Origin of the sequence: Sphingomonas tagetis, assembly GCF_024211275.1 — a bacterium.
Taxonomy (GTDB): Bacteria; Pseudomonadota; Alphaproteobacteria; order Sphingomonadales; family Sphingomonadaceae; genus Sphingomonas; species Sphingomonas tagetis.
Genome location: NZ_JAMLDX010000030.1, coordinates 1 through 14,176, shown reverse-complemented (window position 1 = coordinate 14,176; position 14,176 = coordinate 1). Strand labels below are relative to the sequence as shown.

The 14,176-nt window shown below is 66.5% G+C and carries 19 protein-coding genes; 8 read left to right on the top strand and 11 right to left on the bottom strand.

The features are described from left to right. Window positions 1–147: 147 nt before the first annotated feature. From M9978_RS21950 to M9978_RS21935, 4 genes are all read left to right on the top strand, one after another. Window positions 148–528 (top strand): hypothetical protein, encoded by a 381-nt coding sequence (locus tag M9978_RS21950; RefSeq protein ID WP_254297140.1) that lies wholly within the window; start codon window positions 148–150, stop codon window positions 526–528. Between the two features lie 178 nt (window positions 529–706). Then, the gene (locus M9978_RS21945; protein ID WP_254297138.1) at window positions 707–1,237 is read left to right on the top strand and encodes a hemerythrin domain-containing protein; all 531 of its coding nucleotides are present in this window, start codon (window positions 707–709) and stop codon (window positions 1,235–1,237) included. Window positions 1,238–1,301: 64 nt separating this feature from the next. Then, window positions 1,302–1,766 (top strand): hypothetical protein, encoded by a 465-nt coding sequence (locus tag M9978_RS21940; protein WP_254297137.1) that lies wholly within the window; start codon window positions 1,302–1,304, stop codon window positions 1,764–1,766. Beyond that, the gene (locus M9978_RS21935) at window positions 1,766–2,542 is read left to right on the top strand and encodes a transglutaminase-like domain-containing protein (RefSeq protein WP_254297135.1); all 777 of its coding nucleotides are present in this window, start codon (window positions 1,766–1,768) and stop codon (window positions 2,540–2,542) included. Before M9978_RS21940 ends, M9978_RS21935 begins: the two co-directional genes overlap by 1 nt. Window positions 2,543–2,590: 48 nt before the next feature. Here M9978_RS21935 and M9978_RS21930 read toward each other — a convergent pair whose 3' ends face one another. The 3 genes from M9978_RS21930 to M9978_RS21925 form a co-directional block, all read right to left on the bottom strand. Continuing rightward, on the bottom strand, window positions 2,591–2,737 hold the full coding sequence (locus tag M9978_RS21930; protein ID WP_254297133.1) for a hypothetical protein: 147 nt from the start codon (window positions 2,735–2,737) through the stop codon (window positions 2,591–2,593). 237 nt (window positions 2,738–2,974) lie between these two features. Continuing rightward, a complete protein-coding gene (locus M9978_RS23230) occupies window positions 2,975–3,103 on the bottom strand; it encodes a hypothetical protein (RefSeq protein WP_302054172.1) in 129 nt (42 codons plus the stop codon). Window positions 3,104–3,202: 99 nt separating this feature from the next. Continuing rightward, window positions 3,203–3,583 (bottom strand): YegP family protein, encoded by a 381-nt coding sequence (locus tag M9978_RS21925; protein WP_254297131.1) that lies wholly within the window; start codon window positions 3,581–3,583, stop codon window positions 3,203–3,205. Between the two features lie 287 nt (window positions 3,584–3,870). Between M9978_RS21925 and groL the strand changes: the two genes are divergently transcribed. After that, window positions 3,871–5,493: a chaperonin GroEL gene (gene groL / locus M9978_RS21920; RefSeq protein WP_302054171.1), complete on the top strand. Its 1,623-nt coding sequence runs from the start codon at window positions 3,871–3,873 to the stop codon at window positions 5,491–5,493. A 35-nt stretch (window positions 5,494–5,528) separates the two neighbouring features. After that, window positions 5,529–5,738 (top strand): hypothetical protein, encoded by a 210-nt coding sequence (locus M9978_RS21915; RefSeq protein WP_254297128.1) that lies wholly within the window; start codon window positions 5,529–5,531, stop codon window positions 5,736–5,738. Between the two features lie 4 nt (window positions 5,739–5,742). Here M9978_RS21915 and M9978_RS21910 read toward each other — a convergent pair whose 3' ends face one another. The 5 genes from M9978_RS21910 to M9978_RS23225 all read right to left on the bottom strand — a co-directional run bounded on the left by M9978_RS21910 (window position 5,743) and on the right by M9978_RS23225 (window position 7,377). After that, window positions 5,743–6,075: a DUF6481 family protein gene (locus M9978_RS21910; protein ID WP_254297126.1), complete on the bottom strand. Its 333-nt coding sequence runs from the start codon at window positions 6,073–6,075 to the stop codon at window positions 5,743–5,745. A gap of 88 nt (window positions 6,076–6,163) precedes the next feature. After that, entirely contained in the window at window positions 6,164–6,370 is a 207-nt protein-coding gene (locus M9978_RS21905; RefSeq protein WP_254297125.1) for a cold-shock protein, read from the bottom strand. A gap of 151 nt (window positions 6,371–6,521) precedes the next feature. Next, on the bottom strand, window positions 6,522–6,806 hold the full coding sequence (locus tag M9978_RS21900; protein ID WP_254297123.1) for a hypothetical protein: 285 nt from the start codon (window positions 6,804–6,806) through the stop codon (window positions 6,522–6,524). Between the two features lie 225 nt (window positions 6,807–7,031). Then, a complete protein-coding gene (locus tag M9978_RS21895; protein WP_254297122.1) occupies window positions 7,032–7,241 on the bottom strand; it encodes a hypothetical protein in 210 nt (69 codons plus the stop codon). 13 nt (window positions 7,242–7,254) lie between these two features. Continuing rightward, window positions 7,255–7,377: a hypothetical protein gene (locus tag M9978_RS23225; protein ID WP_302054170.1), complete on the bottom strand. Its 123-nt coding sequence runs from the start codon at window positions 7,375–7,377 to the stop codon at window positions 7,255–7,257. Between the two features lie 209 nt (window positions 7,378–7,586). Between M9978_RS23225 and M9978_RS21890 the strand changes: the two genes are divergently transcribed. Then, window positions 7,587–8,723, top strand: coding sequence for a fumarylacetoacetate hydrolase family protein (locus M9978_RS21890; protein ID WP_254297120.1), 1,137 nt, complete (start codon window positions 7,587–7,589; stop codon window positions 8,721–8,723). Here M9978_RS21890 and M9978_RS21885 read toward each other — a convergent pair. Further along, the gene (locus tag M9978_RS21885) at window positions 8,705–9,589 is read right to left on the bottom strand and encodes a LysR family transcriptional regulator (RefSeq protein ID WP_254297118.1); all 885 of its coding nucleotides are present in this window, start codon (window positions 9,587–9,589) and stop codon (window positions 8,705–8,707) included. The genes M9978_RS21890 and M9978_RS21885 overlap by 19 nt on opposite strands. A gap of 98 nt (window positions 9,590–9,687) precedes the next feature. On the opposite strand from M9978_RS21885, the gene M9978_RS21880 reads away from it, so the two are divergent. Beyond that, window positions 9,688–11,784, top strand: a complete 2,097-nt coding sequence (locus tag M9978_RS21880; RefSeq protein WP_254297116.1) for a malate synthase G — start codon at window positions 9,688–9,690, stop codon at window positions 11,782–11,784. A 142-nt stretch (window positions 11,785–11,926) separates the two neighbouring features. Here M9978_RS21880 and pyrG read toward each other — a convergent pair whose 3' ends face one another. Continuing rightward, window positions 11,927–13,561 (bottom strand): CTP synthase, encoded by a 1,635-nt coding sequence (gene pyrG / locus M9978_RS21875; protein ID WP_254297114.1) that lies wholly within the window; start codon window positions 13,559–13,561, stop codon window positions 11,927–11,929. Between the two features lie 85 nt (window positions 13,562–13,646). After that, on the bottom strand, window positions 13,647–14,009 hold the full coding sequence (gene secG / locus M9978_RS21870; protein WP_254297158.1) for a preprotein translocase subunit SecG: 363 nt from the start codon (window positions 14,007–14,009) through the stop codon (window positions 13,647–13,649). Window positions 14,010–14,176: the final 167 nt, after the last annotated feature.

Sequence of the window (14,176 nt, the reverse complement as noted above, 5' to 3'; positions counted from 1 at the left end):
CCAGGGCCGTTCATCGGCTGATTCCGCCCATTCGTCGAACCGCGGCCCGTTGGTCGTCCGCCGCGCCCCCTTTGCTCGCACGGCGCTCGACCGGGCCTCGGAATCCCCCGAACCCGGCGCGTCACTGAATTGCGCAAAGGAAAAGCAATGAAGCCTGCGATCTGGAAGAAGGCCGTCGCGACGGCCGTGCTGATCGGAGCCGCCGGGCTCGCCGCGCCGGCCTATGCCGGCACCGGCTGCAACGGGGTGGTCAACATCTTCGTCTGGGGCTGCGCGCCGTGGGACAACAATAACGGCGCGCAATATCCGTATTTCAAGAAACGGGACGTCGCGATGCGCGTCCCGGCGGGCAGCAAGATCACGATCAAGGACGGCCATGCCTTCGTCACCATCGACGGCCGCAACTATCCCGTGATCGGCGGCGCGAGCGGCGTTGTCGCTGCGGGCGGCGGGAATGTGGTCGCAGCCGGCGGCGGCAATGTCGTCGCGTCGGGCGGCCTGAACCTGCGCGTGTGGGAGGCCAACTGATTGGGGGGGCAGCGGCGCGGGTTCGTCCCGCGCCGCTCTTCCAGCCGAACTATCGCGTGGCGAGTCGAACTCTCATTTGTGAGAATGATCCGCAACAGAGACGAAACCCGATCTGGGGCGTTACAAGTGCCGAGGCAGGATTTTTTGCCTGATTTCCAATAGCAAAGGCGCTGCCCAAATGGCTGACAAGGCAAAAGACGCGATCGCCCTCCTCAAGGCGGATCACCGCGCGGTCGAGGACCTGTTCGACGAATTCGACGCAACCAGCTCGAAGGCGAAGCAGAAATCGCTCGCGACCCGGATCTGCACCGAGCTGATCGTCCATACGATGATCGAGGAGGAGATCTTCTACCCGGCGATCAAGGGCAAGATCGAAGAGGATCTGCTCGACGAATCCTATGTCGAACATGACGGCGCCAAGCTGCTGATCAGCCAGATCATGGCGGGCGAACCTGGCGAGGACTTTTTCGAGGCCAAGGTGACCGTGCTCTCCGAAGCGATCGAGCATCACGTTCACGAGGAGGAGATGCCCAAGGAGGGCATGTTCGCCCAGGCGCGCGCCAGCGACGTCGATCTCGTCGCGCTTGGCGAGACGATGGCCGCGCGCAAGGCCGAGTTGATGGCGCAATTCGAAGCCAAGGGCCTGCCGACGCCGACCGCACGAACGCTGAAGCCGGTCGAGATCGAGCTCGGCGAGCCGGTCGCCTGACTGCCTTGAACTCAACGCGGCCGCCCGGCGTGGCGGCCGCCCGCCTGACTTCGGGGGAAATATGATGATCGATCCTTTCACTGCCTGGTCCCGCATGGTCGCGGCCGGGCTTCAGATGCAGACCAACTGGCTTCGCGGCATGGAGACGCTGCAGGCGTCCCACAGCGTGATCGATGCGCGAACCGGCAAAATGCGCGATGCGGCGAGTGCGCCGATGCAGGCCGATTTCGCCGAATTTGCACGCATGGTGCCCGAAAAGGTCGAGGCGTTCAGCCGCAGCGCGCGGGCGGTGACGCGCGATACGCTGGCGATGCACGGGGCATGGACGGCGCAGATGCAGCGCGTCGGGCTGATGATGCTCTCGGGCCGGGTGCCGACGCTGGCCGAGACTTCAGCGCTGGCGACGCACAGCGCGGAATATGCCCTCGGCGCGATCACCGCGAGCGCGCGGCTCGGCGGCTCGGCGCTCGCGCCAGTGCATCGCGCGGCGACCGGCAACGCGCGTCGCCTCAAGCGCGCGAAGCGGTGATGCGGCTCACGATCCACACCCAGCTCGACTACTGGTTCTCGCGCCCGACCGACGTGCTGCTGCAATTCGAGGCGGCCGCGATCCCGGAGCAGGCGGTGGAAGCGTCTCACCTCGACATCACGCCGACCGATCATTTCGCCCGCGTCGCATCGCAGGACATGATCGGCGAGCGGATGTGGGTGCGGGTCGAGGGCCAGTTGCTGGTCGATTACCGCGCGACCGTGCGGATCGAGCGCATGATCGAGGATTGCCTGGACTTGCCGGTGATCCCGCTCCATCAGTTACCGGGCGAGACGGTCCAGTATCTGATGTCGTCGCGCTACTGCCCGGCCGACCAGTTCCAGCCGTTCGTCGAGGCCGAGTTCGGCGGCATCCAGGACGGCGCCAAGGTGATCGCAATGCGCGACTGGATCGCCGAGCGCTTTTCCTATGTGCCTGGTGCGAGCGATTCCGAGACGACCGCGCTGGAGAGTTTCGTGAGGCGGCAGGGCATTTGCCGCGACTATGCCCATGTCATGATCACCTTCGCGCGGGCCGCCGGCATCCCCGCGCGAATTGCCAGCGTCTATGCCCCCGGCGTCGAGCCGCCCGACTTTCACGCGGTGGCGGAGGTGTTTCTGGGCGGAGCCTGGCATCTGATCGATCCGACCGGCATGGCCAAGGCCGGCGACATCGCCAAGATCGGCGTCGGCCGCGATGCCGCCGACGTCGCCTTTCTCACTGCCTTTGGTACCGCCGTGATGAACAGCCAGAGCGTGCAGGTCGAAACCGGCTGACGCTGGCGTCGGACGTGATCGATGGCCGCAGACGCGACCGCGCCGCATTCATTCGCGCGGCGGCGTTGCCTTCGATAACATCGCCTGGGCATGATCGCGGTTCTCACGAATGCGACGCCGGGCATCGCTGCGGTCGCGCGAGTGATAGACAAGATAGCCGACAAGGCCGGCGAACACCAAGGTGATCAGCAGCATCAGCGTGTAGGCAATGATCAGTCTGGATTCCATGTCGTATCTCCGACGACCGTCACCGTGGTGAGAGCGCTGAGGGGCCTCGTCCGCGCCCCATGCGAGCGCCTTCTGATCCGAAGCCATGCAACATGAAGGTAGATTTCCGCGGCAAGGCGTGGAATTCCGCCGCAGACGACGATTCCTCAAAGATATGGTGACGCCCCGGGCGCGCGGCAATGGCGCACCCGAACTTTGCCCGCGTCAGTCGCGCTTTGCCGGCACCTGCGCGGGAGTGCCCTTCATCGTTGGCGCCGATGCGTTCGCCTTGGGCGGCTCGGTCTTTTTGGGCTTGCGGGCTTCCCTGCCGCTCTTGCGCTGTCCCTTGGCCATCGGCTTGCTCCTTCTTCGCGTTCGAGCCTGTCGGCCAACGCTCTGACCCGGATTGGAGCAGCGGCGCCATTCTAGGTCATGGCAACCGCCGGCACCAGTCTAATCGCCCGTCCCGCGCGTTGCGCCGCGGACCATCGCTGCGCCGGCCCCGCCGCGCAGCGCAGCCACCGCCGCCAGGCAGGCGCGCTCGCTGCCATAGCCGCTGCTGACGGCGATCGGCGTTCCCGATGCGGCGCAGAAGCGCCAGCGCCAGTCGCCGCCCGAAAACAGGATCGTGGTCAGGCTGATGCGCTCGGCGCGATAGATTTCGAAATAGGGCGCCGCATCCGGATTGGGACACGCCGCTTCCTCGACCGCGGCAGCGGCAGCGGACGCCGCGCCCTTTGGACGGCCGATGCGAAGCAGCGCGGCGGTGATCTCGGAGGGAAACCCGCCCGCACCCAGGCGTGGCTGATCGAATTCATTGACTGCCGAACTCATGGGCACATGGCTTCTCCCGTCGGCAAGCGGGAGCAAGAAGTTTCTCTCTGGCGTCGCCCGCTTGCGAAAGGGTCAGCGACGATGCGGCTTATATAGGTGCAGGCCGCCCCGTTGACCATGCCATAGCCTCGCTGAGCCGCGACCCCTTGCCACGAGGCGTCGCGAGGGCCACATGCTAGCTATCGGTGCGTGACCCCAAGCGTGCCAATTCGCAGAGCGGCGGCGCTGGCCTCCGGTTGTGAGAGCGACACTCCGTCGCAGCCCAGCAACCCGAACGGCCGACATCTATGGCAGCCAAGGACATAAGATTCTCGCGCGATGCGCGGGAAAGCATCGCGCGCGGCGTCGACCTGCTCGCCGATGCGGTGCGGGTCACGCTGGGGCCGAAGGGCCGCAACGTCGTGCTCGACCGCGGCTATGGCGCGCCGCACGTCACCAAGGATGGCGTCACCGTCGCCAAGGCGATCGAGTTCAGCGACCGTTTCGCGAATCTGGGTGCGCAGCTGCTCCAGTCGGTCGCTGCGCGGACGCAGGATCATGCCGGCGACGGCACCACCACCGCGACGGTGCTCGCGCAGGCGATCGTGCGCGAGGGGATGAAATCGATCTCGGCCGGTGTCAGTTCGATCGAACTCAAGCGCGGGATCGACCTGGCCGTCGCGCAGGTGGTCGAGACGCTCAAGACGCGCTCGCGCCCCGTCGCGAACAATGCCGAAATCGCCCAGGTCGGGATCGTCTCCGCCAATGGCGATGCCGAAATCGGCAACATGATCGCCGCGGCGATGGACAAGGTCGGCAAGGAAGGCGTGATCTCGATCGAGGACGCGCGCGGCACCGCGTTCGAGCTCGAAATCGTCGAGGGGATGGCGTTCGATCGCGGCTATCTCAGCCCCCATTTCATCACCGACGCCGCCAAGATGACGGTCGATCTGCGCGACCCGTACATCCTGATCCACGACAAGAAACTGTCGGACCTGCATGCCCTGCTGCCGGTGCTCGAAGCAGTCGCAAAATCGGGCCGTCCGCTGCTGATCGTCGCCGAGGACGTGGAGAGCGAGGCGCTCACCACGCTCGTCGTCAACAAGCTGCGCGGCAGCCTTCAGGTCGCCGCGGTCAAGGCACCCGGATTCGGCGAGGGCCGCAAGGCGATGCTCGAGGACATCGCCATCCTGACGGGCGGCGTGCTGGTCGCGCCCGAACTCGGCATCGCACTGAAAGAGGTCACGCTGGACATGCTCGGCACCGCGCGGCGCGTGACGATCGACCAGCATGACACGGCGATCATCGGCGGCGCGGGCGATCCCGCCGCGATCGCCGGCCGCGTCGCGGTCCTCAGCCGCCAGATCGAGCTCAGCACCAGCGACCATGACCAAGGCAAGCTTCAGGAGCGCATGTCGCGGCTTGGCGGTGGCGCCGCGATCATCCGCGTGGGCGCCACGACCGAGGTCGAGATGCGCGAACGCAAGGATCGGCTCGATGATGCGCTGCACGCGACGCGCGCCGCGGTGGAGGAAGGCATCCTGCCCGGCGGCGGTACTGCGCTGCTGTACGCCTCGCGCAGGCTCGACGGCGTGAAGGGCGCGAACGACGACCAGAGCCGGGGCATCGCCATCGTCCGCTCGGCGCTGTCGGCGCCGCTGCGTCAGATCGTCGAAAATGCCGGGCATGACGGCGGCGTGATCGCCGGCCGCCTGCTCGACGGCAATGACGAGGATATGGGCTTCAACGCCCAGACCGACGCCTATGAAGATCTGATGGCAGCGGGGATCATCGATCCCACCCTCGCCGTCCGCAGCGCGTTGCAGGACGCCGCCTCGGTCGCCGGGCTGCTGCTCACCGCCGAAGTCGCCATCGTCGGCGCCGCGGAAAATTCGCCGCTTGTTCAGGCCAGTGCGCCCGCCGGTTTCTGACCGGCCAAACTGTTTATTTCAAAGGAGTATCTTCGATGTCGAGAGTTCCCGTTCGCCCCTATCTGATCAACAAGGACGAAGAAGGCGTATTCCGCGTGACCGTTCGCACGACTCGCTTCAATTCGCAGGGCTACCCGCTCGTATCGAGCGAAGTGCTCGGCGATTCCTTCAAGACGCAGACTGCGGCGAGGACCTTCGTGCGCGAGCAGTATCGCGCCGAAGCCAACGAGATCGCCACCAAATAGCGGGCTATTTGCGGGCTTTGCGCGCCGCGTAACGCGCGTCGCGCTCGGCCTTGCGCTCGATGTCGCTTTTCGACGGCGCGATCGCGGCTTCGGCCTTGGCGGCGCGGTCGGCGATGGCGGCTTGCGCGCGCGCCTCGGCTGCAGCCTGCTTTTCAGCGGCGCGGGCGAGGCGCTGCTCGGCTTCGGCCGCATCGCGTGCCGCGGCTGCTGCCTTGCGTTCGGCGAGTTCCGCCTCGCTCGGCTTGGGTTTCGCGCGAAGCTGCTCCAGCGCCTTTTGTTTGGCGGCGCGGGCGAGCGCGGTACGCTCTTGGAAATCGGGAGCTCGATAGGCGGTCATGTCGGACGAAGCGCTTTCACTGGATTGAACGGGAACGGGGCGGCCCCGGCTTGCGCCGACTCCGCCCCGCGCATCGGTCAGGAACGGATCAGACCGCCTGAAGGTTCACTGCGGAGGTCTTGCCGCGCTGGTCGTTCTCGACGTCATAGGACACGCGCTGGTCGGCCTGCAGCGTGGTCATCCCGGCGCGTTCGACGGCGCTGATGTGCACGAAGCTGTCAGTGCCGCCGTCCTCGGGCGCGATGAAGCCGTAGCCCTTGTCGATATTGAAGAATTTGACCTTGCCGATCGGCATGGGATGTTCCTTTCACGAAACATGGAGTGTCCGCGCGCAACTGCACGCGGAGCCAGGAAGCGAGAAAAGGAAGGGTCGGCCCGGAAGCGTCGGTTCCGTCGCAGGCGACGATAGCCAGCGCGATATGGGGCCGCGGGCGAGATTTTTCAATCTAGTTCAGGATCGGACCCTGATCTGCGAAGCCGCGGTCGGGATTCTCGCTGAACCGGCGATCGTCCTGGGCCGGCAATTCGAGGCGCAGCGCGAGGGCTGCCTCTTCGACACCCTGCTTGCGCAAGGCCGCGCGCGTGTCGCGCTTGTCGGCGTCGAGCGCTTCCTTGCCCCATGCAGCGGCAGCCAGCGTGGCGATGCCACGCACATTGGGCAGCACGGCCGCGGCGGCAAGTGCGAGATGATGCGCCTGCTGTGCGCGGCAAGTGATGGCGGTGGGTTTCATGAGGCGGTCCTTTCGAGACGGATATGGCGAGTCGAGGCGCTAGTCCGGGCGGCCGGCGCGCCAGGGCAAACCTGGCAACCGCACCATCTCGCACCCGCAATGGACGCAGACGCTGGCGAACTGGCCGCGATCCCAATTATTGCGTTCGGGGTCAGGAAGATGCGTCCCGAACAGGCGATGGAGCAGGCTAAGCATGGACACCGCCGCTACCGGATCGAAGCGGCGTCAACTGGCGCGTACCTGGACCCAGTGACTGCGCGTCACGGTTCCGGTCATGACCAGCTTGCCATAAGCGCGCGCCACGGCGGCCGTATGGTCGGCATTCACGAAGACGACGCGGGTTCCCTTTGGCACGAGCGGCTCGATCGCACTGATCACGGCCTTGAGCTTGGCCGAGGTGGCGATGACATGATCCACGGTGGCGTCGATGTTCACGGCGCGCGACACGTCAGTTACCCCGCACCGGCAGCGGATCGGCCGACGGCTTGAAGACGTTCGGGAACAGCGAAAGCCGCGGGCGTCGCGCCGTAGCGAGCGCGAGCGGGCGGAAAACAGGCGAAATCTGGGACATGCACGGCTCCGCGCAGAGCGGGAGCACAAAACATCTCACAGTCGCGTCCTTGCTCGGGGCAACGTGGAGCGATGACTAACATATGGGGTGCCGCGCCGATTTTACGAGGCGTCTTTTCCGTCGCGCATCGCCATTGCGCAAATTGAGAATACATCATACAAATAATCCGAGAAGTCGTCCGCCGGTGCGGCCATTTCACGGGAGTAGGCATGTCTGTTTCGTTCGATGTGGCAGCGCTGCCGCATGATCATCGCGCCGCGACGCTTGCGGGGCGCGTGATGCTGGCGGAGGGTCCCGTCCCGGTGCTCGTGCGCGATGGCCGGGTGCTCGACATTTCCCGCACTGCACCCACGACGGCGGATCTATTCGACCTTGACGATCCGTCATCGGTGGCGGGCCGCGACCTGTGCGCGATCGAGGACCTGACGGTCGGCGCCGGGCCGTTCGAGCTGCTCTCTCCGCTCGACCTGCAATGCGTCAAGGCGTGCGGCGTCACCTTCGCGGTCTCGGCGATCGAGCGCGTGATCGAAGAGCGCGCGCGCGGCGACGCCGATCAGGCGGCGGCGATCCGCGGCGAGCTGGAAGCGAAGATCGGCGGCGGCATCCGCTCGGTCGTGCCGGGCAGCGACGATGCGGCGAGGCTCAAGGCGGCGCTGATCGAAGCGGGCATGTGGTCGCAATATCTCGAAGTCGCGATCGGGCCGGATGCCGAGGTGTTCACCAAGGCGCCGGTACTCTCGGCGCTGGGCTGGGGCGCCGAGATCGGCGTGCGATCGGATTCGAGCTGGAACAACCCCGAGCCGGAGGTGGTGCTGGTCGCCAACGCCTTCGGCAAGGTGGTCGGCGCGACGCTCGGCAACGACGTCAATCTGCGCGATTTCGAGGGGCGCAGCGCGTTGCTGCTGGGCAAGGCCAAGGACAACAACGCCGCCTGCGCGGTCGGGCCGTTCGTGCGGCTGTTCGACGCCGGGTTCGGGATCGACGACGTGCGCAACGCCGAACTCGACCTCGTGATCGACGGGCCGGAGGGCTATCGCCTCGAAGGGCACAGCTCGATGAACCAGATCAGCCGCGACCCGCTCGAACTGATCCGCCAGACGCTGAGCGAGCATCAATATCCCGACGGGTTCGCACTGTTCTTGGGCACCCTGTTCGCGCCGATCCAGGACCGCGACCATGCCGGGCGCGGCTTCACCCACAAGGTCGGCGACGTGGTGCGCATCCACTCGCCGCGGCTCGGCACGCTGACCAATCGCGTCACCACGTCGAAGGATGCCGCGCCGTGGAACTTCGGCATCCGCGACCTCTATCGATCGATGGCGGCGCGTTACGCCCAGGCAGGCTGAGCCAACGCCTCGCGCATGTGATCGACGAAGCGCGCCGCCGCGGCTGTGAGCGCGGGCGCCGGGGCATGCATCGCATAGATGGCGACATCGTCCGACCCGTCGACCTCGGGCAGCACGCGGACGAGCTGGCCGTCCGCCAGCAGCCCCGCCACATCCCATAGCGAGCGTAGCGCGATCCCCACCCCGCCCAGCGCCAGCTCGCGCACGATCTCGCTCGAATTGGTGCGGACGTGGCTTGTGCCCGGGATGGTAAAGCGCCGGCCGCTCGAGGTGACTGGCCAGGGCAGCTGGCCTTCGGCGGCGAGCAACCGGTGCTTGCCGAGGTCCGCTACCGAACGAGGCTCGCCGAAAGCGGTGAGATAGGCGGGCGCTGCGCACAGGATCCGGCAGCTCGTCGCGAGCCGTTGCGCCACCAGCCGCGGATCGGGCGCGGCGGTGATGCGGATCGCGACATCGACGCGCTCGGCGATGATGTCGGTGAAGCCGTCCGACAGCTCGATCTCCAGCGCCACGTCGGGAAAGGCGCGCAGGAAACCGTCGAGATGCGGCGCGACGTGGAGCCGCCCGAACGAGGTCGGCGCGGTCACTTTGAGCCGGCCCGCCGGCACGTCGCGCGCGCCGATCAGCCTTGCCTCGGCTACCTTGAGCCGCGTCATGATCTCGGCGATCTCGGCGTGGAATGCCGCCCCGCTCTGCGTCAGCGTCAGCGCGCGCGTCGTGCGGTGCGCGAGCCGGACGCCGAGCTTCGCCTCGAGCCGAGCCAGCCGCTTCGAGACCATCGCCGGCGACAGGCCGAGCGCGCGCGCCGCTGCGGAAAGGCTGCCGGATTCGGCAATCGTGGCGAACATCGCATAGTCGGGGTTCACGATCTTTTCCTATGAGGCAAAAGAGATGTGAGTTTTTATCGTCTACCGCACAGATGAGCAACGGCGTTACAAGCGCGGAAACAACATTTGGGTGACGCATGATCGACAAGGCTGGACTTCAGGTCGCGGAAAATCTCGCTGCGTTTATTGAAAATGAGGCGCTTCCCGGCACCGGCATCGAGCCCGCAGCCTTCTGGGCCGGCGCGGCCAACATCTTCGCGCGCTTTGCCCCGCGCAATGCGACGCTGCTCGCGACGCGCGACGACCTGCAGGCGAAGATCGATGCGTGGCATCTGGCGCGCCCCGGGCAGCCTGACCCCATCGAATATCAGGCGTTCCTGCGCGAGATCGGATACCTGACCGACGAACCCGCGCCGTTCGAAGTGACGTCGGCCAATGTCGATGCGGAGATCGCGGCCACCGCCGGACCGCAGCTGGTCGTTCCGGTGCTCAATGCGCGCTTCGTGCTCAACGCCGCCAATGCCCGCTGGGGCAGCCTGTATGATGCGCTGTACGGCACCGATGCGATTCCCGGTGCGGCGGCCGGCAAGGGCTATGACCCGCAACGCGGCGCGCAGGTGATCGGCTGGGCGAAGGCGTTCCTCGACCGCGCCGCGCCGCTGGCAAGTGGCAGCTGGGCGGACCTGAGCGGTGAACCCGTCCTCGCCGACCCGTCGCAGCTCGTCGGACGCAATGGCGACAATCTCCTGCTGCGCCACAACGGCCTGCATATCGAACTGGTGTTCGACCGCACGCACCCGATCGGCCGCGACGATCCGATCGGCCTGGCCGACGTGATCCTCGAAGCCGCGCTGTCGACCATCGTCGATCTCGAGGATTCGGTCGCGGCGGTCGACGCCGAGGACAAGGTCGCGGCCTATGCCAACTGGCTGGGGCTGATGAAGTGCGACCTCACCGCCAGCTTCGACAAGGGCGGCAAGACGCTGACCCGCGCGCTGGACGACGACCGCAGCTACACCGCGCCCGATGGCAGCGCGATCACCCTGCCCGGCCGCAGCGTGCTGATGGTGCGCAATGTCGGCCATCTGATGACCACGCCCGCCGTCCGCCTGCCCGATGGCAGCGACGCGCCCGAAGGCATTCTCGACGGCATCGTCACCAGTCTGATCGCGCTGCACGACCTCAAGGGCAAGGGCCGCTTCCGCAACAGCCGCACGGGATCGGTCTATATCGTCAAGCCCAAGATGCACGGCCCGGACGAGTGCGCGTTCACCAACGACCTGTTCGACGCGGTCGAGGACCTGCTCGCCCTGCCCCGCTACACGCTCAAGGTCGGGGTGATGGACGAGGAGCGCCGCACTTCGGCCAACCTCGCCGCCTGTATTCATGCCGTGCGCAACCGCGTGATGTTCATCAACACCGGCTTCCTCGACCGCACCGGCGACGAGATGCACACCTCGATGCGAGCCGGCGCGGTGCTGCGCAAGGGCGACATGAAGGCGTCCGACTGGATCAAATCCTATGAGGCGCGCAACGTCGCGATCGGCCTTTCCTGCGGCCTGTCGGGCAAGGCGCAGATCGGCAAGGGGATGTGGGCCGCGCCCGACCGCATGGCTGACATGCTGGAACAGAAGGTCGGCCACCCGCAGACCGGCGCCAACACCGCCTGGGTCCCCTCACCCACCGCCGCGGTGCTGCACGCGACGCACTATCACGACATCGACGCCTTCGCGCGCCGCGACGGCATCGCCCCGGCGGACGCCGCCTCGCTCGACGCGCTGCTGACGATCCCGTTGGCGCAGGGCCATAACTGGACCCCGCAGGAGATTCGCGACGAACTCGACAACAATGCGCAGGGCATTCTCGGTTATGTCGTGCGCTGGATCGACCAGGGCGTCGGCTGCTCGAAGGTGCCGGACATCCACGATATCAGCCTGATGGAGGACCGCGCGACGCTGCGCATCAGCTCGCAGCATATGGCGAACTGGCTGCTGCATGGGGTGACCACGGCGGACGAGATCGACGCCGCGTTCGAGCGGATGGCAGCGAAGGTCGATGCGCAGAATGCGGGCGATCCGCTGTACCAGCCGATGGCGGGCAATCCCGGCAGCCTGGCATGGCAGGCGGCGCGGGCGCTGGTGTTCGAGGGTCTGGAGCAGCCCAACGGCTATACCGAGCCGCTGCTGCATGCGTGGCGGTTGAAAGCCAAGGCGCGGGAGCTGGTGGCGGCTTAGCTATTTCCATTCCTCCCCGGGAGCATCGCTTAGCGATGACGGAGGAGTAGCTCGCCAGACAATGAACCGGCTCGCTTGTGGAGACCTACCCCTCCACCAGCTTCGCTGGTCCGCCTCTCCCTCCCGGGGGAGGAATTAGCGATCAAACCAGGCGGCTGTGCTTTACCGCAGCCTCGATGAAGCTCGCGAACAGCGGGTGCGGGTCGAACGGCTTGGATTTCAGCTCCGGGTGGAACTGCACGCCGATGAACCAGGGATGGTCGGGCCGCTCGACGATTTCGGGCAACAGGCCGTCAGGGGACATGCCGGTGAACATCAGGCCGCCCTTCTCCAGCGGCTCGCGGTACGATTCGTTGACCTCGTAGCGGTGCCGGTGCCGCTCGCTGATTTCACCGGCGCCATAGATGCCCGCGACCTGGCTGTTGCCGGTCAGCTTCGCGTCATAGGCGCCGAGCCGCATCGTGCCGCCGAGATCGCCGCCTTCCTCGCGCGTCTGAATGCCTTCCTGCGTCATCCATTCGGTGATGATGCCGACCACCGGCTCGCTGGTCGAACCGAATTCGGTCGATGACGCCTCGTCGATCCCCGCGGTGTTCCGCGCACCTTCGATGCACGCCATCTGCATGCCGAGGCAGATGCCGAAGAACGGCACGTTGCGCTCGCGCGCGAAGCGCACCGACGCGATCTTGCCTTCGCTGCCACGCTCGCCGAACCCGCCCGGGACGAGGATGCCGTGCATCGGTTCGAGCGCCGCGGCGATCTCCGCCTCGCCCTTTTCGAACAATTCGGCGTCGAGCCAGCGCAGATTGACCTTCACCTTGTTGGCGATGCCGCCATGCACCAAGGCTTCCTGAAGCGACTTGTAGGCGTCCGGCAGGCCGACATATTTGCCGACCACGCCGATCGTCACCTCGCCTTCGGGATTGAACAGCCGGTCGGTGATCTCGCTCCAGCGCGAGAGGTCGGGGTCGGCGCCAGGCTCGATCCCGAACGCGCGGAGCACTTCGCCGTCCAGCCCCTCGGCATGGTACTGCATCGGCACCGCATAGATGCTCGCGGCGTCGAGCGCCGGGATCACCGCACTTGCGGGCACGTTGCAGAATTGTGCGATCTTGGCGCGCTCGCCCGCCGGCAGCGGCTTCTCGCAGCGGCACACCAGCACGTCGGGCGCGACGCCGAGCGAGGCCAGTTCGCGCACGCTGTGCTGCGTCGGCTTGGTCTTCAGCTCGCCCGCCGCCGCGATGTACGGCACCAAAGTCACATGGATGCTGACCGAGCGCCCGCGGCCAAGCTCGTTCTTGAGCTGGCGGATCGCCTCGATGAAGGGGAGCGATTCGATGTCGCCGACGGTGCCGCCGATCTCGCACAGCACGAAGTCGAGACCCTCGGTGTCGGCCTGGGCGAACGCCTTGATCGCATCGGTGACGTGCGGGATCACCTGCACCGTCGCACCGAGATAGTCGCCGCGCCGCTCGCGCTGGATGATCTGCTGATAGATGCGGCCCGAGGTGACATTGTCCGACTGCCGCGCCGAAACGCCGGTGAAGCGCTCGTAATGGCCGAGGTCGAGGTCGGTCTCGGCCCCGTCGTCGGTCACATAGACCTCGCCATGCTGATACGGACTCATCGTGCCCGGATCGACATTGAGATAGGGATCGAATTTCCGGATGCGGACCTTGTACCCGCGCGCCTGCAACAGCGCCGCGAGGCTCGCCGCCATCAGGCCTTTTCCAAGCGAGGAGACCACGCCGCCGGTGATGAAAATATACCGCGTCATGGGAGTATTCGCCTAGCCTTTATGCACGAGTGGGGGCAAGCGCCCGACTCCGGGCGCGCTCAAAAATATTGCGGGTAAGTCGCCGTTACCTGGCGAGCGGGACGGCGCTGTTGTCCGCCGGCGTTGCCGGAAGCGTGGTGGGCTGCACCGCCGGCGCGGGGCCGGTTGCCGGGGCGGTCTGCGCCGGCGGAGTGGCAGCACGGCTGGTATCGATCTCGTTGCCGCCGCGCGTCGCCGCGATAACCGCGAGCGTGATGCTCATCACAACGAACAGTCCGGCAAGCACCGCGGTTGCGCGCGTCAGGAAGTTCGCCGCGCCACGCGCCGACATCAGGCCCGACGGGCTGCCACCGCTGGTCAGGCCGCCGCCCTCCGACTTCTGCATCAGGATCACGGCGACGAGCAGCGCGGCGATGATGGCATGGACGACGAGGAGGAAGGTGAACAGCATGTCGGTCTTTCGCGGGAAAGCGGCGACATAGGGGAGCGAGACCGCTCGATCAACCGTGCTCTTGTATGGATTCCGCTGCGCTGAATCGCGGCACCGGCCCGCTCCCCCACCCGGCCACCCACTTCAGTGTATCTTTGATGGGTGGCCGGGTGGGGGAGCGGGCC

Bases quoted from the DNA above. Each gene is read 5' to 3' on its own strand.
- M9978_RS21925 (WP_254297131.1), bottom strand. From the start codon at position 3,583: ATGAGTTCGGCAGTCAATGAATTCGATCAGCCACGCCTGGGTGCGGGC.
- groL (WP_302054171.1), top strand. From the start codon at position 3,871: ATGGCAGCCAAGGACATAAGATTCTCGCGCGATGCGCGGGAAAGCATC.
- M9978_RS23225 (WP_302054170.1), bottom strand. From the start codon at position 7,377: ATGTCCCAGATTTCGCCTGTTTTCCGCCCGCTCGCGCTCGCTACGGCG.
- M9978_RS21880 (WP_254297116.1), top strand. From the start codon at position 9,688: ATGATCGACAAGGCTGGACTTCAGGTCGCGGAAAATCTCGCTGCGTTT.
- M9978_RS21940 (WP_254297137.1), top strand. From the start codon at position 1,302: ATGATCGATCCTTTCACTGCCTGGTCCCGCATGGTCGCGGCCGGGCTT.
- M9978_RS21915 (WP_254297128.1), top strand. From the start codon at position 5,529: ATGTCGAGAGTTCCCGTTCGCCCCTATCTGATCAACAAGGACGAAGAA.
- pyrG (WP_254297114.1), bottom strand. From the start codon at position 13,561: ATGACGCGGTATATTTTCATCACCGGCGGCGTGGTCTCCTCGCTTGGA.
- M9978_RS21900 (WP_254297123.1), bottom strand. From the start codon at position 6,806: ATGAAACCCACCGCCATCACTTGCCGCGCACAGCAGGCGCATCATCTC.
- M9978_RS21890 (WP_254297120.1), top strand. From the start codon at position 7,587: ATGTCTGTTTCGTTCGATGTGGCAGCGCTGCCGCATGATCATCGCGCC.
- M9978_RS23230 (WP_302054172.1), bottom strand. From the start codon at position 3,103: ATGGCCAAGGGACAGCGCAAGAGCGGCAGGGAAGCCCGCAAGCCCAAA.
- M9978_RS21930 (WP_254297133.1), bottom strand. From the start codon at position 2,737: ATGCTGCTGATCACCTTGGTGTTCGCCGGCCTTGTCGGCTATCTTGTC.
- M9978_RS21905 (WP_254297125.1), bottom strand. From the start codon at position 6,370: ATGCCGATCGGCAAGGTCAAATTCTTCAATATCGACAAGGGCTACGGC.
- M9978_RS21910 (WP_254297126.1), bottom strand. From the start codon at position 6,075: ATGACCGCCTATCGAGCTCCCGATTTCCAAGAGCGTACCGCGCTCGCC.
- M9978_RS21945 (WP_254297138.1), top strand. From the start codon at position 707: ATGGCTGACAAGGCAAAAGACGCGATCGCCCTCCTCAAGGCGGATCAC.
- M9978_RS21950 (WP_254297140.1), top strand. From the start codon at position 148: ATGAAGCCTGCGATCTGGAAGAAGGCCGTCGCGACGGCCGTGCTGATC.
- M9978_RS21935 (WP_254297135.1), top strand. From the start codon at position 1,766: ATGCGGCTCACGATCCACACCCAGCTCGACTACTGGTTCTCGCGCCCG.